Source organism: Variovorax sp. GW821-FHT10C12 (assembly GCF_059415405.1).
The window spans coordinates 109,909-131,401 of sequence record NZ_JBWKNE010000012.1 but is presented as its reverse complement, the minus strand read 5'-3'; the positions used below and the strand labels follow the sequence as shown (position 1 = coordinate 131,401).

Genomic DNA, 21,493 nt, shown 5'->3' with positions numbered 1-21,493 from the left:
CCTACTTGCGGGGCTCGACCACCGGGAACATCAGGTCGAAGTTGTCGAGCATCCCGAACAGCTCGCCCAGCTTCGCCCGGTTGCCGTCGATCTTCACGAGCCCCGACTGCACGGCCTCTGGGAAGGTCGTCTGCTTCAGGGTGATCGCATCGAGCGTCGCCCGGCTCAATGTGACCGTGGCATCCGCGCCGGCCGCCTGCTGGTTCTTCACGTGCGTGAGCGCCGAGTTCTCCAGCGTCAGCACGAACTTCTGGTTCGAATCGGTGAAGTTCCAGTTGACGACCATCGTCTTGCCCTCGGCCTTGGCCGCATCGAGCCGCACGCCGAGGAAGTCGAAGAAAAGTTCGTTGCTCACCGCCTTGAGCGTGTCGCCGTTCGCGCTGCTGCCGCCCGGGATCTTCGGCACGCCGTTGCGCAGCTCCATCGCGCCCACCAGGTAGGCGCTGCGCCAGGTGCCCGCCTCCGACTGGTAGCCCAGCTGCTCCAGCGCATCGGCGCCGAGTTCGCGTGCCGCGCGGTTGGCCGGGTCGGCGTACACCACCTGGCTCATCGCGCTGGCCACCCAGCGGTACTCGCCCTTCTTGAAGTCTTCGCGGGCGCGCGCCACCACCGCGTCGGCGCCGCCCATGTACTCGACCGTCTTCTTCGCCTGCGCCACCGGCGGCAGCGGGTTCAGGTTGGCCGGGTTGGCGTCGTACCAGCCCAGGTACTTCTGGTAGACCGCCTTCGCGTTGTGGCGCAGCGTGCCGTAGTAGCCGCGCGTGGACCACTCCTGCTCCAGGCTCGCGGGCATGCGCAGCGTCTCGGCGATCTCGGACGCCGTGTAGCCGTGGTTCAGCAGGCGCAGCGACTGGTCGTTGATGAACTTGTACATGTCGCGCTGCTTCTTCAGCAGGTCGACGATGCGTTCGCGCCCCGTGGTGGGCCAGTGGTGCTGCGCGATGAGCACGTCGGTCCTGTCGCCGAAGGCCACGCGGGCCTCGTCGATGTACTTGGCCCACAGGTTGCCGTCGCGCACCTCGGCGCCGCGGATCGTGTACAGGTTGTGCATGTTGTGCGTCACGTCCTCGGCCATGTTGAGCACGCGGAACTGCGGCAGGTACATGAGCATCTCGGACGGCGCCTCCGAGCCCGGCACCAGCTGGAACACGATCTGCACGCCGTCGATGGTGCGCTCCTCGGTGGTCTTCTCGATGGTCGAGGTGGGCGCGATCAGCGTCACGCTGCCGCGCGCCAGCGCCTTGCCCAGCCCCGTGTCGACCTGCCCGCGCGCGCCCGGCGGCAGCAGCGTGCCGAACTGGTACTGCGAGCGGCGGTTCATCGCGTTGCCCGCCAGGATGTTCTCGGCCACCGCCGATTCCATGAAGCCCGAGGGCGCGATCACCTGCACCTTGCCCGCGGCCACATCGGCCTCGCTGACCACGCCCTTCACGCCGCCGAAGTGGTCGGCATGGCCGTGCGTGTAGATCACCGTGCCGACCGGCTTCTTCGGGCGGTGCTGGTAGTACAGCTCGAGCGCGGCGCGTGCGGTCTCGGCGGCCAGCAACGGGTCGATCACGACCAGCGAGGTGTCGCCTTCGACGATGGTGACGTTCGCCAGGTCGAAGCCGCGCACCTGGTAGACGCGGTCGGTCACCTTGAACAGGCCGTGGATCGCATTGAGCTGCGCCTGCCGCCACAGGCTCGGGTTGACCGTGTCGGCCGCCTCGTTCGCCTTCAGGAAGTCGTAGGGCTTCATGTTCCAGACCGGGCGCGGGCCGCTGCCGCTCACCAGTGCGTCGGGCACGGTGCCGATGAAGCCGCGCATCGCGTCCTCGAAGTCCTGCTTGTTGGCGAAGGGCAGCGCCTTCGCCATGTCGGCGTTGGCCTTCAGCGTGACGGGCTCGGCCGCCTTGGGCGCGACCACCGGCTGCGCGGTGGCGGTGAAGGCACAGGCCCAGGCGACGAGGGCCAGGGAGAAGCGGCGGGGCGCGAAAGAAGCGGCAGAAGCAATGCGGGTCATCGATGTCTCGGGGTTGGGGTCTGTCGGACGACGGGGGCACGGGAAGGCAGCGGCCGATTTTCGGAAGCACCCAACCCCTTGGCAAATGCAAAATGTGCGCTTGCTTTTGAACCAAAACGCAAAATGCAGCTGCGCCACCTCCAGCACCTGATCGCCCTCGCCGAGCAAGGCAGCTTCGGGCGTGCCGCGCAGGCCGTGCACCTGTCGCAGCCAGCGCTCTCGCGCAGCATCGACGCGCTGGAGCAGGCGCTGAAGGCCCGCCTGGTCGACCGCGCCTACGGCACCGTGCGCTTCACGCAGGCCGGCGAGCTGGTGCTGGCTCGGGCCCGCGAGCTGGTCGCCGACGCGCGGCAGATCCAGCGCGAGGTGCAGCAGCTCGAAGGCCTCACGCTCGGCAGCCTCAACGTCGGCCTGGGCCCCTTCGCGGCCGGGCTGCTGGGGCGCGCGGCGCTGTCGCTCATGACGCAGCGCCACCCGCAGCTGCTGATGCGCATGGAAGTGGCCGACACCCCCACCCTGAGCGAGCGCCTGCACCGGCGCCAGATCGACCTGTTCATCGCCGACACCCGCGACCTGAAGAAGCAGCCCGGCCTGAAGCTGGCGCGGCTGCCCAACGTGCCGGTGTCCTTCTTCGTGCGGCCCCGGCATCCGCTGCTCAGGCAGCCGGCGCCGGTCACGCTCGAACAGCTCATGGACTACCCCGTGGCCGGACCGCATCTGCCCAGCGAAGTGGCCGCGTATTTCGACCGGCAGATCCGCCGCACCGACCGCGGCGTGTTCAATGTGACCTGCGACGACGCCGACACGCTGCGGCACCTCGCGCTCACGGCCCACGCGGTGATCCTCGCGCCCCACGCGCCCGGCCTCACGCCCGAGACCGCCGCGCTCGCGCCGCTGCCGGTGGCGGGCCTGTCGCGCATGCGCACCCACTACAGCCTGGTGACGCTGGCGGGCCGCACGCCCTCGGCCGCCGCCACGGTCTATACCCGGCTGGTGACCGAGTTGCTCGGGCCCGCCAAGCAGGCCACCGGAGCCTGAGCCAAAATGGCCCCCTCTCCGCCGTTCACCGCCTTGCCGTCCGTTCTCCCGTGACCACTTCCCGCCGGGCCCAGCCCCCCTCCTTCTCGCCCGGCGAATTCCGCAAGGCACTCGGCATGTTCGCCACCGGCGTGACCATCGTCACCGCGCGCGCGGCCGACGGCAGCCTGGTCGGCCTCACGGCCAACTCGTTCAACTCGGTGTCGCTGGCGCCGCCGCTGGTGCTGTGGAGCCTGGCGCGCGCGGCCGCGTCGATGTCGGCGCTGCGCGCCGGCTCGCATTACGCGGTCAACATCCTGGCCGCCAACCAGAAGACGCTGGCGGAGCGCTTCGCCACCAAGAACATCGACCGCTGGGCCGACGTGGCCTACACCGAAGGCCTGGGCGGCGCGCCGGTGCTGCAGGGCGCGGCGGCGAGCTTCGAGTGCTTCAACCGCAGCCGCTACGACGAAGGCGACCATGTGATCTTCGTGGGCGAGGTGGAGCGCTGCACGCACGACCCCGACGCCTCGCCGCTGCTGTTCCACGGCGGGCGCTTCTACACCGAGCACCCGTTGTGAAACACCCCGCGCTGCTGGCCGTCCTGCTGCTCGCCGCGCGGATCGCCACGGCGCAGGGCACGCCTGAGCCATCGTCGCCGCTGCGGCAGAACTGGTTCGACGACCCCTTCTTCCAGGTCGCCGCGGGCCTGCCGGCCTGCCCCATGCCGCAGGGCCCCTACTACACCGCCGAGGAACGCCGCGCGCAGACCCACTCGCGGCTGGAGCGCGGCACCAGCTGCTGGCTCGCCGGCAAGTGCACCGACAGCAACGCCTACCGCTACGACAAGCCGCTCGCGCCCAAGGTGCGCGCCGCGCTGCTCGCGGTGCCGGGCGTGCGCCGCAGCAGCGTGTGGGTCACGGTGCAGCGCCGCTGGGTCTACCTGCAGGGCTGCGTGCCCGACGCGGCCCTGGCCCGCAAGCTCGAACGCGCGGCGCGCACCGTGGCCGACGTCGAGACCGTGGTGCCCGACCTGATGGTGGGCACGCGCGGCAAGCCGCCCTACCCGCTGGCCGGGCACTGAGCGCTGGCGCACGGCTTTTACGCCGGCGCGCTACGATCATCGGATGAATTCGGCGGCACACCGCCGCCCGTGCCGCCACCGATTGACCGCGAATGATCCAGCGCAAGACCCACCTCGACTCCCTGGCCATCGGCCTGCTCATCGTCTGCTGCGCGTTCTGGGGCCTGCAGCAGATCCTCATCAAGACCACCGTGACCGAGGTGCCGCCGCTGTGGCAGGCCACGGTGCGCATGGTCGGCGCGGTCGTGCTCCTGTGGCTGTGGTGCGCGGTGCGGCGCGTGCCGCTGTTCGAGCGCGACGGCACGCTGTGGCCCGGGCTGCTGGCCGGCCTGCTGTTCGCGGGCGAGTTCGCCGGCATCTACCTGGGCCTGCAGCACACCAGCGCCTCGCGGCTCACGGTGTTCCTGTACACGGCCCCGTTCTGGGTCTCGCTGCTGCTGCCGCGCTGGGTGCCGGCCGAGCGGCTGCGCGGCTTCCAGTGGCTGGGCCTGTTCATCGCCTTCGCGGGCGTGGTGCTGGCCTTCAGCGAAGGCTTCGGCCACATGAGTTCGTCGCAGCTCATCGGCGACGGCATGGCGCTGGCGGCCGGCATGCTCTGGGGCCTGACCACGCTCACGCTGCGCACCACGCGCCTGGCCACGGCCAGCGCCGAGAAAACGCTCTTCTACCAGGTGGCGGTGACCGCCGCCGTGTGCCCCCTGCTGTCGCTCGCGCTGGGCGAGACCTGGGGCTTCTCGTACTCCGCCTGGGCCTGGACCTCCATCGGCCTGCAGACGGTGGTGGGCGCCTTCGCCAGCTACCTCACCTGGATGTGGCTGCTGCGGCACTACCCGGCCACGCAGATGTCGTCCTTCACCTTTCTCACGCCGCTGTTCGCGCTGATCTTCGGCGTGGCACTGCTGAAGGAGCCGCTCACGCTGCAGCTGGTGGTGGCGCTGATCGGCGTGGCGCTGGGCATCGTGCTGGTGAACAGGCGGCCTGCGGTACAACGCCCGGCATGAGCAAGACACTCCACCGGTTCCAGCCCGTCCTCGACGAGATCGTCGCCACCCTGCGCCTGCAGCTCGGCCAGGGCGGCACTGTGGCCAGCTACATCCCGGCGCTGGCGCGCGTCGATGCGCGGCAGTTCGGCATTGCGCTGCGCACCTGCGACGGCGAGGAAGCTGGTGCGGGCGACTTCGAGACGCCCTTCTCCATTCAAAGCGTGTCCAAGCTCTTCACGCTGACGCTCGCCATGCAGCGCATGGGCGACGCGCTGTGGGAGCGCATCGGGCGCGAGCCCTCGGGCAACCCGTTCAACTCGCTGGTGCAGCTGGAGAACGAACAAGGCAAGCCGCGCAACCCCTTCATCAATGCCGGCGCCATCGCGGTGGCCGACCGGCTCGTGAGCCAGGCCAAGGCCAAGGGCGGCAGTGCCAAGGCCGACATCCTCGCGCTCATGACCAGCCTGTGCGGCGAGCGCATCGGCTTCGACGATGAAGTGGCGCAGTCGGAGGCCGACACGGGCTTTCGCAACGTCGCGCTGGCCAACTTCATGAAGAGCTTCGGCAAGATCGACAACGACGTGGCCGAGGTGCTCGACACCTACTTCCACCAGTGCGCCCTGCGCATGAGCTGCCGCCAGCTCGCGCGCGCCGCCGCCTTCCTGTGCCGCGACGGCGCGCACCCGATCGCCGGCGAGCCCGAGGTCACGGGCGAACGGCAGACGCGCCGCATCAACTCGCTCATGCTCACCTGCGGCACCTACGACGCGGCCGGCGACGTGGCCTTTTCGATCGGCCTGCCCTGCAAGAGCGGCGTGGGCGGCGGCATCGTCGCGGTGGTGCCCGACCAGCTCACGCTGTGCGTGTGGTCGCCGGCGCTCGATGCCACCGGCAACTCGCTGCTGGGCATGAAGGCGCTGGAGCTGTTCGTGGCGCGCACCGGGCTGTCAGTGTTCTGACCTGCATTCAGGCCGCGACGGCCACCGGCGCCGTCGGCAGGCAGCCCATGCCGTCGAGCGCGGCCTCCACCGCTTCCTCGAGCGGCGTGTGCGGCTCGCGGCCCAGGAAGGCCACCAGCTTCGCGTTGTCCATGCCCACGGGCGTGCGCCACAGGTAGCGCATCTCGCGCAGTTCGCGAAAGGTGGCGACGAAGGGCGAGGCCAGCGCCAGCAGCCACCAGGGAAAGGCCGACACGCGCACCTGGGCGCCGGTGCGCCGGGCCACCACCTTGCGGATCGCGTCGCTCATGCGCGTGCCGTCGGCGTCCCAGTGGCCGGCCATGTGAAAGCGCGCGAAGGGCGCGAGCCGGTCGCGCCGCGCCAGCAGCTCGACCATGGTGTGGGCCACGTCCGGCAGGTACGACCACTGGTGGCCCACACCGGGGTCGCCGGGGCAGCTGACGGCCCTGACGGGTTGGCCCGCCTTCACCAGCCCCTGCGAGAACCAGTTGTTGCCGGCCTTCGGGCCGAAGAAGTCGCCGGCGCGCACGATCAGCACGCGCGCGCCCTCGCGGCTGGCGTCTTCGAGGCGCTTTTCCATCTCGACGCGGATCGCGCCCTTGGCGGTGAGCGGGCGCTGCGGCGAGTCTTCGGCCAGCAGCGGGAAGGCATCGGGGCCGAAGTTGTAGACCGTGCCGGGCAGCACGACGGTCGCGCCCTCGGCCTTCGCGGCGGCGAGGGTGCTGTCGAGCATCGGCAGCACCAGCTCCGACCAGCCGCGGTAGCCCGGCGGGTTGACCGCATGCACGATGACCGAACAGCCCTTCGCGGCCCGCCGCACGGCCTGCGCGTCCATCGCATCGCCGGCCAGCCAGGTGATGCCCTCGCGCTTCCCCTCGACCGCGCCGCGCTTCAAAGCGCGCACCTCCCAGCCCGCATCGCACAGCTGGCGGGCCACCTCGCCGCCGATGCCGCCCGTGGCGCCGAGCACCAGAACCGTGTTGTCGTTGGGTGCCATGAAATGCTCCTGAACAGTGATCGATGGGTGAATTCTGGGCAGGATGGGGTTCGAATGGAATTGCCGAACATGTACCACCGGCCATACATTTCCGTATGACCTGGAACATCAGCTGGGAGCTGTACCACTCCTTCCTCGGCGTGCTGCGCGAGGGTTCGCTCTCGGGCGCGGCGCGTGCACTCGGCATCACGCAACCCACCGTCGGTCGCCACGTGGCGGCGCTCGAAGAGGCGCTCGGCGTGGTGCTCTTCACCCGCTCGCAGGTGGGCCTGCTGCCCACCGAGGTGGCACTGGCCCTGCGCACGCACGCCGAGGCCATGGAAAGCACCGCGGCCTCGCTGCAGCGCGCGGCCAGCAGCCAGGGCGACGGGGTGCGCGGCGTGGTGCGGGTGTCGGTCAGCGAGGTGGTCGCGGTGGAGGTGCTGCCGCCCGTCGTGGCGCGGCTGCGCGAGGCGCACCCGGCGCTGAAGGTCGAGCTGGTGTCGACCAACCGCGTGCAGGACCTGCTGCGGCGCGAGGCCGACATCGCCGTGCGCATGGTGCGGCCCCGGCAGGCGCAGCTGGTGGCGCGCCGCATCGGGAACATCGAGCTGGGCTTCCATGCCCACACGAGCTACCTCGCGCGCCACGGCACGCCGCGCACGCCCGACGACCTGGCGGCGCACGCGCTCATCGGCTACGACCAGCCTTCGGCCTTCGTGCGCGAGGCGATCAAGTCGTTCAAGTCGGTCACGGGTTTCACGCGCGATGCCTTTGCGCTGCGCACCGACAGCGACCTCGCGCAGCTGGCCCTCATTCGCGCGGGCGCGGGCATCGGCGTGTGCCAGGTGGGCCTGGCCAAGCGCGACGCCGCGCTGGTGCGCCTGCTGCCGCGCGCGCTCTCGCTGAAGCTCGACACCTGGGTCACGATGCACGAGGACCTGCGCCACAGCCCGCGCTGCCGCGTGGCCTTCGATGCGCTGGTCGAGGGCTTGCAACAGTACGTTGGCGCGGCGGCGGCCCCCGCGCCCCGGGCGACAATGCCCCGCGCAAGACCCAAAGCCTCTCCCTGAATGACGACGACCGATTCCCCCGACCACCTCCCCCTGCAGGAACCCCGCCTCTGGCGCGACGACCTCTGGACCGCCCGCATCATCAAGAACGAGGAAGACGACGGCTGGGCCGTCGAGATGACCCGCCACGGCGACCCCGAGCCCGCGCTCGTCGGCCCCTGGACCATGGGCCGCGACAAGAAGAACCCCAAGCCGCTGGACACCCCCGCCTTCCACACGCTGGTGAAGACCGCCGCCGAAGTGATCCGCCGCCACGAGCAGCAGCTGCACGCCACGCTCAACAAGAGCGTGACGGTGACCGCGCGCAACGACCAACGCATCCGCGTGGCGCTGTCGATCGTGCCCGACGAAGACAACCCCTCGGCCACGCTCACGGCGTATGACGATGCCGACGACTCGGAGCTCGCGAGCGTGAACGTGTCGCCCGCGTTCCGGCTCACGACCTCGAGCGCCACCGCGTGGATCGAGTCGGACTACGCACGCCCGCGCAGCTGATGTGTTCAGGCGCTGCGCGCGAATAGCACACGCGCCGCCCTTTCGCCAATTAGCGAAAAAGCGTATGTTCACGCCGGGGTGAGTTGAGAAGAATCCGCCCCAACGAGCAATCGTTCCCAGTCATACGACGCCCGCTGCCAGTGCTGCCAGCGAGGTGTCGGGCAATTAAGCCCGAATCGGTTTCACCACCGGTTCGGGCTTTTTTGTTTTTTCGGTCGCAACAACGCCTTTTTCAAACGGATGCGCGCCATCCGGTGGCGCAGCCTTGCCCGAAGAAAACGCACTGGCAGCACAGCGCTCGTTTGCAGGGGCCGCGCGGCGGGAGGAGACACCCAACGCACGGCTTCCGAAGGTCGGATGTTCCTGATGACTCGCACAAAACCAAAGCAAAGGAATTTGACATGACGAACGCTTTCAACCGCCGCCAGATCGTGAAGACCGGCGGCTCGATGATCGTGCTGGGTGCCGCCTCCGGCGTGGCCGGGCTGGCCCGCGCGCAGGACGGCGCCACCGTGAAGCTCGGCCTGCTGCATTCGCTCTCGGGCACCATCGCCATCGCCGAGGCTTCGCTGGTCGATGCCGAGAAGCTGGCCATCGAGGAGATCAACGCCGCGGGCGGCGTGATGGGCAAGAAGATCGAGGCCGTGGTCGAAGACGGCGCGAGCGAGAACTCGGTGTTCGCCGAGAAGGCGCGCAAGCTGCTGGAGCGCGACAAGGTCGCGGCCATCATCGGCTGCTACACCTCGGCCTCGCGCAAGGCGCTGCTGCCGGTGCTCAACCAGGCCAAGGGCCTGCTGTTCTACCCGACCTACTACGAGGGCCAGGAACAGGACAAGCGCGTGTTCTACCCCTCGCAGGAAGCCACGCAGTCGGTGATCGCGGCGGTGGAATGGATGGCGCGCGAGAAGGGCAAGAACTTCTTCCTCGTCGGCTCCGACTACATCTACCCGCGCACCTGCAACAAGATCGCCAAGCCCGCCATCGCGAAGGCCGGCGGCAAGGTGCTCGGCGAAGAGTACGCACCGCTGGGCCACACCGAGTTCTCGTCGATCATCAACAAGATCAAGGCCGCCAAGCCCGACTGCATCTACAGCACCGTGGTGGGCGGCTCCAACGTGGCCTTCTACAAGCAGCTGCGCGCGGCGGGCCTGGACGGCGCCAAGCAGGTGCTGCTCTCGACCGTGGTGTCGGAGAACGAGATCGACGGTATCGGCCGCGACAACGCCGCGGGCTACTACGCCTGCATGGGCTACTTCCAGAGCATCAAGTCGCCGGCCAACGAGAAGTTCGTGAAGGCCTTCAAGGCCAAGTACGGGCAGGACCGCGTGATCGGCGACCCGATGGAGGTGGCCTACAACAGCGTGTACCTGTGGAAGCTGGCGGTGGAAAAGGCCAAGTCCTTCGACGTGGACAAGGTCACGGCCGCCGCCGCGGGCGTGGAGATCGAGGCGCCCGAGGGCACGGTGCGCATCCATGCCACCAACCACCATGTGTGGAAGAAGGTGCGCGTGGGCCGCGCGCGGCCCGACGGACAGTTCGACATCGTGTGGGAATCGCCGCAGCTGGTCGAGCCCAACCCCTTCCCGAAGGTCTGAACGCGATGAACTTCGACATCGCGGTGATGCAGGTGTTCAACGGCGTGAGCCTGTTCACCATCCTGCTGCTCATGGCCATCGGGCTGGCCATCGTGTTCGGCCTGATGGGCGTCATCAACATGGCGCACGGCGAGTTGATGGCGCTGGGTGCCTACATGACCTACCTGGCGGCGCGTTTCTTCGCGCACTACGCGCCGGGCTTCATGGACCTGTACCTGTTCGCCGCGATTCCGTTCGCGTTCGCCGTGACCTTCGCGTTCGGCTATGTGCTGGAGCGGGGCTTCATCCGCTTCTTCTACGACCGCCCGCTGGACACCCTGCTGGCCACCTGGGGCCTGAGCCTCATGCTGCAGCAGGCCTACCGCTCGATCTTCGGCGCGCAGGAGGTGAGCGTGCCGCTGGCCTCATGGCTGGCGGGGGCGTGGGAGCCCACGGCGGGCATCCAGCTGCCGCTGAACCGCATCTTCATCGTCGGGCTCACGGCCCTGGTGGCGGTCGGCGTGTACCTGCTGCTGTATCGCACGCCGTGGGGGCTGAAGGTGCGCGCGGTGACGCAGAACCGCGCCATCGCCGGCGCGGTGGGCATCGACACGCACCGCGTCGACGCGATGACCTTCGCACTGGGTTCGGGCCTGGCGGGCATCGCGGGCGCGGTGTTCACGATGATCGGCTCGACCAACCCCGGCACGGGCCAGCTGTACATCGTCGACTCGTTCATCGTGGTGGTGTTCGGCGGCGTGCAGAGCCTCATCGGCACCGCGCTCTCGGGCTTTGCCATCGCGCAGTCGCAGACCTGGCTCGAGTACCTCATGAGCGGCTCGATGGCCAAGGCCACGATCCTGCTGCTGGTGATCGCGGTGCTGTACTTCCGGCCGAACGGCCTGTTCGCCACGCGATCGAGGAGCTGAGGCATGCACGGTCTTTCTCCTCAACGCAAGCGCGACATCGGCGCCCTGCTGGCGGTACTGGTGCTTCTGGCGGTGGTACTGCCGCTCACGCTCGATGCGTTCCGCCTGAACCTCGTGAGCAAGTACCTGGCCTTCGCGTTCGTCGCGGTGGGCGTGGTGCTCACCTGGGGCTACGGCGGCGTGCTGAGCCTGGGCCAGGGCATGTTCTTCGGCCTGGGCGGCTACATGATGGCGATGTTCCTCAAGCTCGAAGCCTCGGCGCCCGAGCTGCCGGACTTCATGGTGTGGAGCAGCGTCGAGCAGCTGCCCGCGTGGTGGCAGCCCTTCCATTCGCTGGGCTGGACGGTGGTGGGCATCCTCGTCGTGCCCGCCGTGCTGGCCTACGTGTTCTCGTACGCGATCTTCAAGCGGCGCGTGAGCGGCGTGTACTTCGCGATCGTCACGCTGTCGCTGGCGCTCACGCTCACGGTGGTGGTGGTCGGCCAGCAGGGCGACACCGGCGGCGCCAACGGCATCACCGATTTCCGCACGCTGCTGGGCTGGGACATCGCCACCGACGAGGCCAGGCGCACGATGTACTTCGTCGAGGTGGCGGCCATTGCGCTCGTGATGATGGTGTCGCTCGCCATCGTGCGCAGCCGCTTCGGCAAGCTGCTGATCGCCATCCGCGACAAGGAAGACCGCGTGCGCTTCAGCGGCTACAACACGGCGCACATGAAGGCCTTCGTGTTCGCGGTGGCCGCCGTCTTGTCGGCCATCGGCGGCGCGTTCTACAGCCTGCAGGTGGGGCTGATCGCGCCGGGGGTGATCGGCGTCGTGGCCTCGGTCGAGATGGTGATCTACGCGGCGGTCGGCGGGCGGCTGTCGATTCCGGGCGCGGTGATCGGCGCGCTCTTGATCGGCTTTCTCAAGTCGTACCTGTCGGAGACCTTCCCCGAAGGCTGGCTGTACGTGCTGGGCGCGGTGTTCATCCTCGTGGTGTGGGCGATGCCGAACGGGCTCGCGGGGCTGGGCGAGAAGCTCGTGCGCCGGCGTGCCGCCGCGGAGGTGGCGCCATGAACGCCACGATGACGATGCCCAACGGCGGGCTGCCGCAGGCCGCCTCGGCGGTGCCGCCGTCGAGCGAGCAGATCCTGCGCATCGAGGACCTCACCGTGTCCTTCGACGGCTTCAAGGCCGTGGACGGGCTCAGCCTCTCGGTCGAGCGCAACGAGCTGCGCGTGATCATCGGCCCGAACGGCGCCGGCAAGACCACGCTGCTGGACATGGTGTGCGGCAAGACCAAGCCCAGCGCGGGCCGCGTGCTGTTCAACGGCCAGGACCTCGGTCGCCTGAACGAGTACGAGATCGTGCGCGCCGGCGTGGGCCGCAAGTTCCAGACGCCCTCGGTGTACGAAGACCTCACGGTGCTGGAGAACTTCGAGATCTCGCTGCCGCGCATGCACGGCCTGCTGCAGTCGCTGACCTTCCGCCGCACGCCGGCCGTGCGTGCGCGCATCGACGCGATGGCCGAGCAGGTCTTCCTGGCCGATCGCCTGGGCCACCGCGCCGGGCAGCTCAGCCACGGGCAGAAGCAGTGGCTCGAGATCGGGATGCTGCTGATGCAGGAGCCCGAGCTGCTGCTGCTCGACGAGCCCGTGGCCGGCATGAGCCCGCGCGAGCGCGAGCAGACCGGCGACCTGCTGCGCCGCATCTCGGCGGGCAAGTCAGTGGTCGTCATCGAGCACGACATGGACTTCGTCAAGCGCATCGCGCACCGCGTCACGGTGCTGCACCAGGGCAAGTTGCTGAGCGAAGGCACGGCGGCCGAGGTGCAGGCCGATCCGCGCGTGATCGACGTGTACCTCGGCCACTGAGAAGAAGGAGAAATTCACATGCTCGAAGTCTCCGAACTCAACGTGGCGTATGGCGAGTCGCACGTCATCCGCGATGTGTCGCTGCGCGTCGCGCCCGACGAGGCGGTCGCCATCATGGGCCGCAACGGCATGGGCAAGACCACCTTGCTGAAGTCGCTCATCGGCCTCTTGCCCGCGCGCGGCGGCCACATCCGGCTGGGCGGCACCGAGCTCACGACGCTGCCCAGCTACCAGCGCGTGGCGCAGGGCCTGGCCTTCGTGCCGCAGGGGCGCATGGTGTTTCCGTTCCTCACGGTGGAGCAGAACATCCTCGCCGGTGCCGCGAGGTCGGGCCACCGCACGGTGCCCGAGTACCTCTACACCTTCTTCCCCGTGCTCAAGGACATGAAGCAGCGCAAGGCCGGCAACCTCTCGGGCGGCCAGCAGCAGATGCTGGCGATTGCGCGCGCGCTCATCTCGGAGCCGAAGGTGCTGATCCTCGACGAGCCCACCGAGGGCATCCAGCCTTCGATCATCAAGGAGATCGCCCAGACGCTGAACGTGCTGCGCGCCGAACGCGGCTTCGCCGTCGTGGTGTCGGAGCAGGTGCTGAGCTTCGCGCTCGACCTGGCCGACCGCTTTCTCGTCATCGACCGCGGCCGCATCGTGCACGACGAAGCGCGCGCCACGCTCGACCAGGACAAGGTCAGGTCTTTCCTGACCGTGTAGCCCTTCCTCTTTTTCTTCAACCACCCCTTCAGGAGCAGCGTCATGAGACATGGTGATATTTCGAGCAGCAACGATTGCGTCGGCGTCGCGGTCGTCAACTACAAGATGCCCCGCCTGCACACCAAGGCCGAGGTGCTGGACAACGCACGCAAGATCGGCGAGATGCTGGTCGGCATGAAGAAAGGCCTGCCGGGCATGGACCTGGCGATCTTTCCCGAGTACTCCACGCACGGGATCATGTACGACGCCAAGGAGATGTACGACACCGCCTCGGCCATCCCCGGCGAGGAGACCGCGATCTTCGCGGACGCGTGCCGCCGCGCCAACGTGTGGGGCGTGTTCTCGCTCACCGGCGAGCGCCACGAGGAGCACCCGAACAAGGCGCCCTACAACACGCTGATCCTCATGAACAACCAGGGCGAGATCGTCCAGAAGTACCGCAAGATCATGCCGTGGGTGCCCATCGAGGGCTGGTACCCGGGCGACTGCACCTACGTGAGCGAAGGCCCCAAGGGCATGAAGATGAGCCTGATCATCTGCGACGACGGCAACTACCCCGAGATCTGGCGCGACTGCGCGATGCGCGGGGCCGAGCTCATCATCCGCTGCCAGGGCTACATGTACCCGGCCAAGGAGCAGCAGATCATGGTCTCCAAGGCCATGGCCTTCATGAACAACACCTACGTGGCGGTGGCCAACGCGGCCGGCTTCGACGGCGTGTACTCGTACTTCGGCCACTCGGCGCTCATCGGCTTCGACGGCCGCACGCTCGGCGAATGCGGCGAGGAAGAGATGGGCATCAACTACGCCGAGCTGTCGATGGGCCTGATCCGCGACGCGCGCAAGAACGGCCAGTCGCAGAACCACCTGTTCAAGCTGGTGCACCGCGGCTACACCGGCACCATCAACTCGGGCGACGGCGACAAGGGTGTGGCGGCCTGCCCCTACAACTTCTACACGCAGTGGATCAACGACCCCGAGGGCACGCGCGAGAGGGTGGAGTCGTTCACGCGCACCACCGTCGGCACGCCCGAGTGCCCGATCGAGGGCATTCCGAACGAACCGGCCAAGCACCGCTGAAGCGCCGCCCCATGGACCACGACATCTTCGAACTCGGCGATGTCGCGCTGCAGCGGGGGGCCACCCTGCGCGGCGCGAAGCTCGCCTACAAGACCTACGGCACGCTCAACGCACAGAAGAGCAACGCCATCGTCTACCCGACCTGGTACTCGGGCCAGCACTATGACAACGAATGGCTCATCGGCCCGGGCATGGCGCTGGACCCGGCGAAGTACTTCATCATCGTGCCCAACATGCTGGGCAACGGCCTCTCGTCCTCGCCGAGCAACACGCCCGAGCCCTACAACCTGGCGCGCTTTCCGAACGTCACGCTCTATGACAACGTGACGCTGCAGCACCGGCTGGTGACCGAGCAGTTCGGCATCGAGCAGCTCGCGCTGGTGGTGGGCTGGTCGATGGGCGCGCAGCAGACCAACCAGTGGGGGTGCCTCTACCCCGAGATGGTGAAGCGCATCGCGCCCTTCTGCGGCTCGGCGAAGACGGCGCCGCACAACATCGTGTTCCTCGAAGGCGTGAAGGCCGCGCTCACGGCCGACGCGGCCTGGAACGGCGGCTGGTACACCACGCCGCCGACGCGCGGGCTGCGCGCGGTGGGCCGCGTGTACGCGGGCTGGGGCCTGTCGCAGCCCTTCTACATGCAGCAGCTGTGGCGCGAGCTGGGCTTCAGCTCGCTCGAGGACTTCCTGGTCGGCTACTGGGAAGGCTTCTTCCTGAAGAAGGACGCCAACAACCTGCTCGCGATGCTGTGGTCGTGGCAGCACGGCGACATCAGCGACAACCCGGTGTTCAAGGGCGACTTCAAGAAGGCATTGGGCGCCATCAAGGCGCGCGCGATCGTCATGCCGGCCGAGCGCGACCTGTACTTTCCGGTGGCCGACAACGAATGGGAGGTGTCGCACATGCCGAACGCCGAGTGCCGCCCGATCCCCGGCGTGTGGGGCCACTTCGCGGGCGGCGGCAGCAGCCCGGTCGACACCCGCTTCATCGACAACGCCCTGCAGGAACTGCTCGCCACGCCATGAACGCTCCCGTGCACGATCCGCTCGCCGCCTACCGCATCGAGACCGAGCCCTTCTACCGGCCCGCGGGCCACGAGGTGGCGCTGTACCGGCACGCCTACCGCCACCGCATGCCGCTGATCCTGAAAGGGCCGACCGGCTGCGGCAAGACGCGCTTCGTGGAGCACATGGCGTGGTCGCTCGGGCGGCCGCTGGTCACGCTCGCCTGCAACGAGGACATGACGGCGTCGGACCTCGTGGGCCGCTACCTGCTCGACGCGAACGGCACGGCCTGGCACGACGGGCCGCTGACGCTGGCGGTGCGCCACGGCGGCATCTGCTACCTCGACGAGGTGGTGGAGGCGCGGCAGGACACCACCGTGGTGATCCACCCGCTGACCGACGCACGCCGCATCCTGCCGCTGGACAAGAAGGGCGAGCTGGTGCACGCGCACCCCGACTTCCAGCTCGTGGTGTCGTACAACCCCGGCTACCAGAGCAGCGCGAAGGACATGAAGCCCTCGACGCGCCAGCGCTTCGCGGCGCTGGAGTTCGACTACCCCGACGGCACACTCGAAGCGGAGATCGTCGCGCACGAGGCCGGCGTCGGCATCGAGCTCGCCGCGAAGCTGGTGGCCATTGCGCACTGCTCGCGCGAGCTCAAGCACCGCGGGCTCGACGAGGGCGTGTCGACGCGCATGCTGATCTACGCGGGCGTGCTGATCCGCGACGGCGTGTCGCCGCGCGACAGCTGCGACATGACGATGACGCGCGCCCTCACCGACGACCCCGACATGGCGAGCGCGCTGCAGGGCTTTGTCGAGGCGCAGTTCGGATGAGCGACGGGCACGGCGCCCTCTCGCTGCTGGCCCGCGGGCTGGCCGGCGTCGATGTCGACGTGCAGCCGCTGGCCGGTGCACGCGCGGTGCGCACTGTGCTCGCGGGCCGCCGGCTGCTGCTGCCCGAGGGCGACGAAGCCGTGCGCCTGCACCGCGCGATGGTGGCGCATGCGGTCGCGCACCTGCGCCATTCGACGCCCGCGCGGCCGGCGCGCACGCTCAAGCCGATGGGCATCGCCGTGGTCTCGGCCCTTGAAGATGCGCGCGTCGAGCGGCTGCTGTGCCGCGACTTTCCCGGCCTGCACGGCTGGTTCGCCGCCGCGCTGCCGCCCGCGCCCGATCCGCTCGACCTGCGTTTTGCCGCGCTGATCGCGCGCATGGACCGCGTGCTGCTGCGCGCCGACGCGCAGGACGACAACCACTGGGTGAACAAGGCGCGCCGCCTGTTCGACGAAACCGTCTCGCGCGCGGGCCTGGAAGACTACGACGCCTTCCGCGCCGTGGCCTCGATCCTCGCCAACGACCTCGGCCAGATGCGCGTGCGCTTCGAGCCGCAGGACTACACCGTGCCCGCGCCCTGGCGCGACGACAACAGCTACCTGTGGGATTTCGGCGAGGCCGAGACGCCGCCCGACGACGCCATCGCGCTGCAGCAGACCGGCGTGCGGCCACCGCCACCGTCGGATGCCCAGAGCGAAGGCAACGAAGCGCCACCCGAAGGCATCGCCGACATGGAACTCGGCCGCTACACCTACCCCGAATGGGACCGCACGCAGGAGCGCCTGCGCCCCGACTGGTGCACGGTGATCGAGAAGCTGCCCGCATGGCAGGGCCTGGGTGCGGCAGGCACTTCGGGAACGGCGGCCAACGAGCGCATCGTGCCGCTCGCCCTGCCCCGCGCGCGCCACCTCGACCGCACGCACCGCCTGCGCCGGCAGTGGGAAGGCGACGACATCGACCTGAACGCAGCCATCGAGGTGCTGGTCGATCGGCGCCTGCGCCTGCGGCCCGATGCGCGGCTGTTCATGCGCCCCGGCAAGGGGCCGCGCCCGTCGAGCGTGCTGGTGCTGCTCGACCTCTCCGAGTCGGCCAACGACCCGGGCCACGGCGATGGCGCCGTTTCGCTGCTCGACCTCGAGAAGCAGGCCGCGCTGCTGCTCGCCGCCTCGAACGCGCGCGGCATCGACCGCCTCGCCATCCACGGCTTCTCGTCGAACACGCGCGCCGAGGTGTACTACTACCGCCTGCTCGAATTCGGCCAGCCGCTGGCCGCGCCCTCGCGCGCCATGATCGGCGCGGTACGCGGGCGCTACTCGACGCGCATGGGCGCCGCGCTGCGCCATGCGGCCTCGCACCTGCAGGCCGAGCCGGCCGGGCCGCGCGCGATCCTGCTGGTGACCGACGGTGCACCGTCGGACATCGACGTGCACGACCCGAAGTACCTGATCGAAGACGCCCGCCAGGCCGTGGCCGAGGCGCGCGATGCCGGCGTGCGCAGCGCCTGCATCGCGGTGGACGGCGCGGCCGACGCGTACGTGCGGCGCATCTTCGGCTGGCGCAACTATTGCATCGCCGAGGACGCGCGCAGCCTGCCCGCGCGGCTGGCCCGCATGAGCACGCGGCTGGCCGCCGCCCATTGACCGACCGAATGAAGAAAGCCAGGGAGGAGCACACAATGAGGGCCCACACATCCAGGAGACACCCCAGTGGCTGACAGGGACCCTCTTCGCGTCGGCATTCTGTATTCCGAGACCGGCGTCACCTCGACCATCGGCCTGTCGCAGCTGCAGGGCGCGCTGCTGGCCATCGAGGAGATCAACGCGGCCGGCGGCGTCGACGGCCGCGAGCTCGTGGCCGTGCGCTACGACCCGCAATCGAACCCCGTGCGCTACGCCCAGCTGGCCGAGCGGCTGATCGTGCAGGACCGCGTCAACGTGCTCTTCGGCTGCTACATGTCGAGCAGCCGCAAGGCCGTGATCCCGGTGATCGAGAAGTGGAACAAGCTGCTGTTCTACCCCACGCTGTACGAAGGCTTCGAGTACTCGGGCAACGTGATCTACACCGGCGCGGCGCCCAACCAGAACAGCGTGCAGCTGGCCGAGTTCATGACCACGAACTTCGGCGCGCGCGTGTACCTGATCGGCTCCGACTACATCTACCCCTACGAGTCGAACCGCATCATGGGCGAGCTGGTGATGCAGCGCCCCGGCAGCGAGAAGCTGGGCGAGCGCTACGTGGCGCTGGACGCCACCGAGAAGGACTACCGCGCGATCATGGACGACATCCGCGACAAGCGGCCCGACTTCATCTTCTCGACGGTGGTGGGCGACTCCACCGCGAGCCTGTACCGCGCCTATGCCGAGGCCGGCTTCGACCCGAAGACGATGCCCATCTCGAGCCTCACGACCTCGGAGGCCGAGATCTCGCAGATGGGCCCCGGCGTGGCCACGGGCCATTTCACGGCGGCGCCGTATTTCCAGTCGATCGATTCGCCCGCCAACCAGCGCTGCCTGGCGCGGCTGCGCGCGCGCTTCGGCGACGGCTGCGTGCCCAACCTGTGCTGGGAGGCCTCGTACTTCCAGATGCACATCTTCGCCAACGCCTTCCGGCAGGCGGGAACGGACGGCATCGCGGAGATCCTGCCGCACATCCTGGGCAGCGAGTTCGATGCACCGCAGGGCCGCGTGAAGATCGACCCGACCAACCACCACACCTGCCTGTACCCGCGCATCGGCCGCGTCGACGCGCACGGGCAGTTCACCATCGTGCGCCAGGCGACGCGCCCGGTGTACCCGGACCCGTACCTCGTCACCCACTCGCTGGGCGACTGGACGGCGCGGCTCGATGCGCTGGAGCTCTAGGATGAACCCGCAGCGGTCGTTCATCGGCGAGCCCCGGCAGCGCGTCCCCGTGCGCAGGGCACCGGGTGCTTCCCGCAGCGAAATCAAGGAGGAGCCGAAGGCGGGGGACATTCGCGGAGGGAAGCACCCGGTGGCCTGTGCACGCGCCCCGGACAACAGCAGCCCCCAACGAAAGCGCTGACCGTGGACAGCACAGCCCCCAAGCGACACACCCTGCGGGTGACGCCACCGCAGCTCAAGGAGCTGCGGCTGCTGAAGATCGCGGTGATCCACCCCGACGACGCAGACGGCCGGCAGCTCACCCAGCAACTGCAGCGCATCGGCTGCCAGGTGCAGGCCTTCTGGCCGCCCGTGCAGCATCTGCCCGAGGGCATCGACGTGGCCTTCATGGCCGTGCAGCCCGACTTCATCAACCTGCGCTTCGAATGGACGCAGAGCGAGGACGCCCCCGCCGTCATCGCCGTCGTGACCTACGAGAACCCGACCATCGTCGAGGCCGTGCTCGAGATCCGCGCCAAGGCCGTGCTGCCGTCGCCGGTGCGCTCGTTCGGCCTGCTGTCGGCGCTGGTGGTCGCGCGCGAAGCGCACAAGGAAAGCCGCTCGCTCGCGCGGCGTCTGCGCAAGACCGAGGCCAAGCTGCTCGGCGTGCGCCAGCTGGCCGAGGCCAAGAGCATCCTCATGAAGACGCACGACGTGTCCGAAGGCCAGGCCCACGACCTGATCCGCGAACAGGCCATGAGCAAGCGCACCACCATGGAAGACATCGCCGCGGCCATCGTCAACGCCAACGAGATCCTCTCGCTGGGCACGCGCGGCCCCAAGCCCGGGCCGGGCTGACCGTACTCAGAGCTGGCGGAACGCCGTCAGCACCTTCAGCACGCTCTGCGTGGCGCCGTCGAGCGTGGCGTGCGGGCGGTGCGCGATGCCCAGGCGGCGCGTGAGCTTGGGCGTGACCGGCACGATCTGCATGCGCTCGTTGAGCGCCGCGTCGGTGGTCTGCTGCAGCGGCAGCAGCGCCGCGCCATAGCCCGCCGCCACCAGGCTGCGGATCGCGGCGTCGTAGTTGAGCTCGATGCGCGCGCGCGGCGCAAAGCCGGCCGCGGCAAACCACTCCATCGACAGCCGGTACATGTGCGTGGTCGCGTCGTTGAAGATCAGCGGCTGCGTCGCCAGCCAGGCCGGCGTGGCGCGCTTGGGCGCCTTCCAGCGCGGCGGCACGAAGGCCATCATGGGCTGCGTGCGCCAGGGCGTGACCACCAGCTCGCGCTGCAGCGGCTGCGGCATCGCGACCAGGCCGATGTCGAGCGTGCCCGCCGCCAGCCGCGCCATCGCCTCGGCCGAGCCGAGGATGCTCACCTCGACGTCGATGCCCGCATGGCCCACGCCCAGTGCCTCGAGCACCTGCGGCAGCAGGTCGACCACCACGCCGGTGGAGGTGCCCAGCCGCACGCGGCCCGTGCGGCCCTCGGCCTGGCGCTTGACGGCCTCGACCGCCTCGTCGGTGTCGCGCAGCAGCTTGCGCCCGCGCTCGACCAGCGCCGCGCCGGCCGCGGTGGGCGTGACGCGGCGGTTGCCGCGCACCACCAGCTGCGCGCCCAGGCGCGATTCGAGCTCGCTGATGTGCAGGCTCACGGTGGGCTGCGCCAGGTGCAGCGCCTGCGCCGCCGCCGAGAAGGTGCCCAGGTCGGCGATGGCGATGAGGGTGCGCAGTTGGTCGAGGTTGAGCTGTCGCATCAGGAATGCTGATTGAAGGTGTCAGAAATCTCAACTTCCACAATAGCACGCGCCGCCGGAAGATGAGCGCTCCCCTACCAGGAGCCCACCGTGACCGCGCCGAAGCCACCGTCTTTTCATCAACGCCTGCTGCATGCCCTGCACAACTGGCGCCGCCGCGCCGTGACACGCCGCCGCGCCCGCGACGACGTGCAGCTGCTGGCGGGCATGAGCGACCACGACCTGCGCGACCTGGGCATCGGCCGCAGCGAAGTGCCCGAGCTGGTCGACCGCAACCGCTACTGACTCGTTGAACCCCGCTTGCGGTTTCTTCAGAAAGCCGCGG

The 21,493-nt window shown here is 69.1% G+C and carries 22 protein-coding genes; 19 read left to right on the top strand and 3 right to left on the bottom strand.

The features are described 5' to 3' along the window. Position 1: 1 nt before the first annotated feature. On the bottom strand, positions 2 to 2,002 hold the full coding sequence (locus tag AC07OH_RS30550; protein WP_495303189.1) for an alkyl/aryl-sulfatase: 2,001 nt from the start codon (positions 2,000 to 2,002) through the stop codon (positions 2 to 4). 123 nt (positions 2,003 to 2,125) lie between these two features. Between AC07OH_RS30550 and AC07OH_RS30545 the strand changes: the two genes are divergently transcribed. The 5 genes from AC07OH_RS30545 to AC07OH_RS30525 all read left to right on the top strand — a co-directional run bounded on the left by AC07OH_RS30545 (position 2,126) and on the right by AC07OH_RS30525 (position 6,045). After that, positions 2,126 to 3,040, top strand: coding sequence for a LysR family transcriptional regulator (locus AC07OH_RS30545; RefSeq protein WP_495303188.1), 915 nt, complete (start codon positions 2,126 to 2,128; stop codon positions 3,038 to 3,040). Between the two features lie 50 nt (positions 3,041 to 3,090). Further along, positions 3,091 to 3,600: a flavin reductase family protein gene (locus tag AC07OH_RS30540; RefSeq protein ID WP_095948513.1), complete on the top strand. Its 510-nt coding sequence runs from the start codon at positions 3,091 to 3,093 to the stop codon at positions 3,598 to 3,600. Further along, positions 3,597 to 4,103, top strand: coding sequence for a BON domain-containing protein (locus AC07OH_RS30535; protein WP_495303187.1), 507 nt, complete (start codon positions 3,597 to 3,599; stop codon positions 4,101 to 4,103). The genes AC07OH_RS30540 and AC07OH_RS30535 overlap by 4 nt, the downstream gene beginning before the upstream one ends. A 92-nt stretch (positions 4,104 to 4,195) precedes the next feature. Beyond that, entirely contained in the window at positions 4,196 to 5,104 is a 909-nt protein-coding gene (locus AC07OH_RS30530) for a DMT family transporter (RefSeq protein WP_495303186.1), read from the top strand. Continuing rightward, complete coding sequence (locus AC07OH_RS30525; RefSeq protein WP_495303185.1) at positions 5,101 to 6,045, top strand: glutaminase; 945 nt, start codon at positions 5,101 to 5,103, stop codon at positions 6,043 to 6,045. Before AC07OH_RS30530 ends, AC07OH_RS30525 begins: the two co-directional genes overlap by 4 nt. A gap of 7 nt (positions 6,046 to 6,052) precedes the next feature. On the opposite strand, the gene AC07OH_RS30520 is transcribed toward AC07OH_RS30525, so the two are convergent. Beyond that, a complete protein-coding gene (locus AC07OH_RS30520) occupies positions 6,053 to 7,042 on the bottom strand; it encodes an NAD-dependent epimerase/dehydratase family protein (RefSeq protein WP_495303184.1) in 990 nt (329 codons plus the stop codon). Between the two features lie 95 nt (positions 7,043 to 7,137). On the opposite strand from AC07OH_RS30520, the gene AC07OH_RS30515 reads away from it, so the two are divergent. From AC07OH_RS30515 to AC07OH_RS30455, 13 genes are all read left to right on the top strand, one after another. Next, a complete protein-coding gene (locus tag AC07OH_RS30515; RefSeq protein ID WP_495303183.1) occupies positions 7,138 to 8,094 on the top strand; it encodes a LysR family transcriptional regulator in 957 nt (318 codons plus the stop codon). Continuing rightward, positions 8,095 to 8,589, top strand: coding sequence for a hypothetical protein (locus AC07OH_RS30510; protein ID WP_095948507.1), 495 nt, complete (start codon positions 8,095 to 8,097; stop codon positions 8,587 to 8,589). 401 nt (positions 8,590 to 8,990) lie between these two features. Continuing rightward, positions 8,991 to 10,184 carry an urea ABC transporter substrate-binding protein gene (gene urtA / locus AC07OH_RS30505; RefSeq protein ID WP_492742525.1) on the top strand — a complete coding sequence of 398 codons (1,194 nt, stop codon included), beginning with the start codon at positions 8,991 to 8,993 and terminating at the stop codon, positions 10,182 to 10,184. A gap of 5 nt (positions 10,185 to 10,189) precedes the next feature. Next, positions 10,190 to 11,092: an urea ABC transporter permease subunit UrtB gene (urtB, locus tag AC07OH_RS30500; RefSeq protein ID WP_062470432.1), complete on the top strand. Its 903-nt coding sequence runs from the start codon at positions 10,190 to 10,192 to the stop codon at positions 11,090 to 11,092. A 3-nt stretch (positions 11,093 to 11,095) separates the two neighbouring features. Next, positions 11,096 to 12,151, top strand: coding sequence for an urea ABC transporter permease subunit UrtC (gene urtC / locus AC07OH_RS30495; RefSeq protein WP_495303182.1), 1,056 nt, complete (start codon positions 11,096 to 11,098; stop codon positions 12,149 to 12,151). 14 nt (positions 12,152 to 12,165) lie between these two features. Next, positions 12,166 to 12,948, top strand: coding sequence for an urea ABC transporter ATP-binding protein UrtD (urtD, locus tag AC07OH_RS30490; RefSeq protein WP_070061447.1), 783 nt, complete (start codon positions 12,166 to 12,168; stop codon positions 12,946 to 12,948). An 18-nt stretch (positions 12,949 to 12,966) separates the two neighbouring features. Further along, entirely contained in the window at positions 12,967 to 13,656 is a 690-nt protein-coding gene (urtE, locus tag AC07OH_RS30485) for an urea ABC transporter ATP-binding subunit UrtE (protein WP_495303181.1), read from the top strand. Between the two features lie 42 nt (positions 13,657 to 13,698). Next, positions 13,699 to 14,736: an aliphatic amidase gene (locus AC07OH_RS30480; protein ID WP_495303180.1), complete on the top strand. Its 1,038-nt coding sequence runs from the start codon at positions 13,699 to 13,701 to the stop codon at positions 14,734 to 14,736. A gap of 11 nt (positions 14,737 to 14,747) precedes the next feature. Beyond that, a complete protein-coding gene (locus tag AC07OH_RS30475; RefSeq protein WP_495303179.1) occupies positions 14,748 to 15,758 on the top strand; it encodes an alpha/beta fold hydrolase in 1,011 nt (336 codons plus the stop codon). Next, the gene (locus AC07OH_RS30470) at positions 15,755 to 16,573 is read left to right on the top strand and encodes a CbbQ/NirQ/NorQ/GpvN family protein (protein ID WP_495303178.1); all 819 of its coding nucleotides are present in this window, start codon (positions 15,755 to 15,757) and stop codon (positions 16,571 to 16,573) included. The genes AC07OH_RS30475 and AC07OH_RS30470 overlap by 4 nt, the downstream gene beginning before the upstream one ends. Then, complete coding sequence (locus AC07OH_RS30465; RefSeq protein ID WP_495303177.1) at positions 16,570 to 18,213, top strand: nitric oxide reductase activation protein NorD; 1,644 nt, start codon at positions 16,570 to 16,572, stop codon at positions 18,211 to 18,213. Before AC07OH_RS30470 ends, AC07OH_RS30465 begins: the two co-directional genes overlap by 4 nt. Before the next feature lie 66 nt (positions 18,214 to 18,279). Continuing rightward, a complete protein-coding gene (locus AC07OH_RS30460) occupies positions 18,280 to 19,434 on the top strand; it encodes a transporter substrate-binding domain-containing protein (RefSeq protein WP_062470403.1) in 1,155 nt (384 codons plus the stop codon). Between the two features lie 183 nt (positions 19,435 to 19,617). Continuing rightward, positions 19,618 to 20,271 (top strand): ANTAR domain-containing response regulator, encoded by a 654-nt coding sequence (locus AC07OH_RS30455; RefSeq protein ID WP_095948498.1) that lies wholly within the window; start codon positions 19,618 to 19,620, stop codon positions 20,269 to 20,271. A 6-nt stretch (positions 20,272 to 20,277) separates the two neighbouring features. On the opposite strand, the gene AC07OH_RS30450 is transcribed toward AC07OH_RS30455, so the two are convergent. Beyond that, positions 20,278 to 21,168 (bottom strand): LysR family transcriptional regulator, encoded by an 891-nt coding sequence (locus AC07OH_RS30450; protein WP_070061367.1) that lies wholly within the window; start codon positions 21,166 to 21,168, stop codon positions 20,278 to 20,280. A 90-nt stretch (positions 21,169 to 21,258) separates the two neighbouring features. Between AC07OH_RS30450 and AC07OH_RS30445 the strand changes: the two genes are divergently transcribed. Further along, positions 21,259 to 21,453, top strand: a complete 195-nt coding sequence (locus tag AC07OH_RS30445; RefSeq protein ID WP_495303176.1) for a YjiS-like domain-containing protein — start codon at positions 21,259 to 21,261, stop codon at positions 21,451 to 21,453. The last annotated feature ends 40 nt before the right edge of the window (positions 21,454 to 21,493 follow it).

Coding starts and splice junctions, on each gene's coding strand:
- AC07OH_RS30550 (WP_495303189.1), bottom strand. CDS start 2,002: ATGACCCGCATTGCTTCTGCCGCTTCTTTCGCGCCCCGCCGCTTCTCC.
- AC07OH_RS30545 (WP_495303188.1), top strand. CDS start 2,126: ATGCAGCTGCGCCACCTCCAGCACCTGATCGCCCTCGCCGAGCAAGGC.
- AC07OH_RS30530 (WP_495303186.1), top strand. CDS start 4,196: ATGATCCAGCGCAAGACCCACCTCGACTCCCTGGCCATCGGCCTGCTC.
- AC07OH_RS30525 (WP_495303185.1), top strand. CDS start 5,101: ATGAGCAAGACACTCCACCGGTTCCAGCCCGTCCTCGACGAGATCGTC.
- AC07OH_RS30520 (WP_495303184.1), bottom strand. CDS start 7,042: ATGGCACCCAACGACAACACGGTTCTGGTGCTCGGCGCCACGGGCGGC.
- AC07OH_RS30515 (WP_495303183.1), top strand. CDS start 7,138: ATGACCTGGAACATCAGCTGGGAGCTGTACCACTCCTTCCTCGGCGTG.
- AC07OH_RS30510 (WP_095948507.1), top strand. CDS start 8,095: ATGACGACGACCGATTCCCCCGACCACCTCCCCCTGCAGGAACCCCGC.
- urtA (WP_492742525.1), top strand. CDS start 8,991: ATGACGAACGCTTTCAACCGCCGCCAGATCGTGAAGACCGGCGGCTCG.
- urtB (WP_062470432.1), top strand. CDS start 10,190: ATGAACTTCGACATCGCGGTGATGCAGGTGTTCAACGGCGTGAGCCTG.
- urtC (WP_495303182.1), top strand. CDS start 11,096: ATGCACGGTCTTTCTCCTCAACGCAAGCGCGACATCGGCGCCCTGCTG.
- urtD (WP_070061447.1), top strand. CDS start 12,166: ATGCCCAACGGCGGGCTGCCGCAGGCCGCCTCGGCGGTGCCGCCGTCG.
- urtE (WP_495303181.1), top strand. CDS start 12,967: ATGCTCGAAGTCTCCGAACTCAACGTGGCGTATGGCGAGTCGCACGTC.
- AC07OH_RS30480 (WP_495303180.1), top strand. CDS start 13,699: ATGAGACATGGTGATATTTCGAGCAGCAACGATTGCGTCGGCGTCGCG.
- AC07OH_RS30475 (WP_495303179.1), top strand. CDS start 14,748: ATGGACCACGACATCTTCGAACTCGGCGATGTCGCGCTGCAGCGGGGG.
- AC07OH_RS30470 (WP_495303178.1), top strand. CDS start 15,755: ATGAACGCTCCCGTGCACGATCCGCTCGCCGCCTACCGCATCGAGACC.
- AC07OH_RS30465 (WP_495303177.1), top strand. CDS start 16,570: ATGAGCGACGGGCACGGCGCCCTCTCGCTGCTGGCCCGCGGGCTGGCC.
- AC07OH_RS30450 (WP_070061367.1), bottom strand. CDS start 21,168: ATGCGACAGCTCAACCTCGACCAACTGCGCACCCTCATCGCCATCGCC.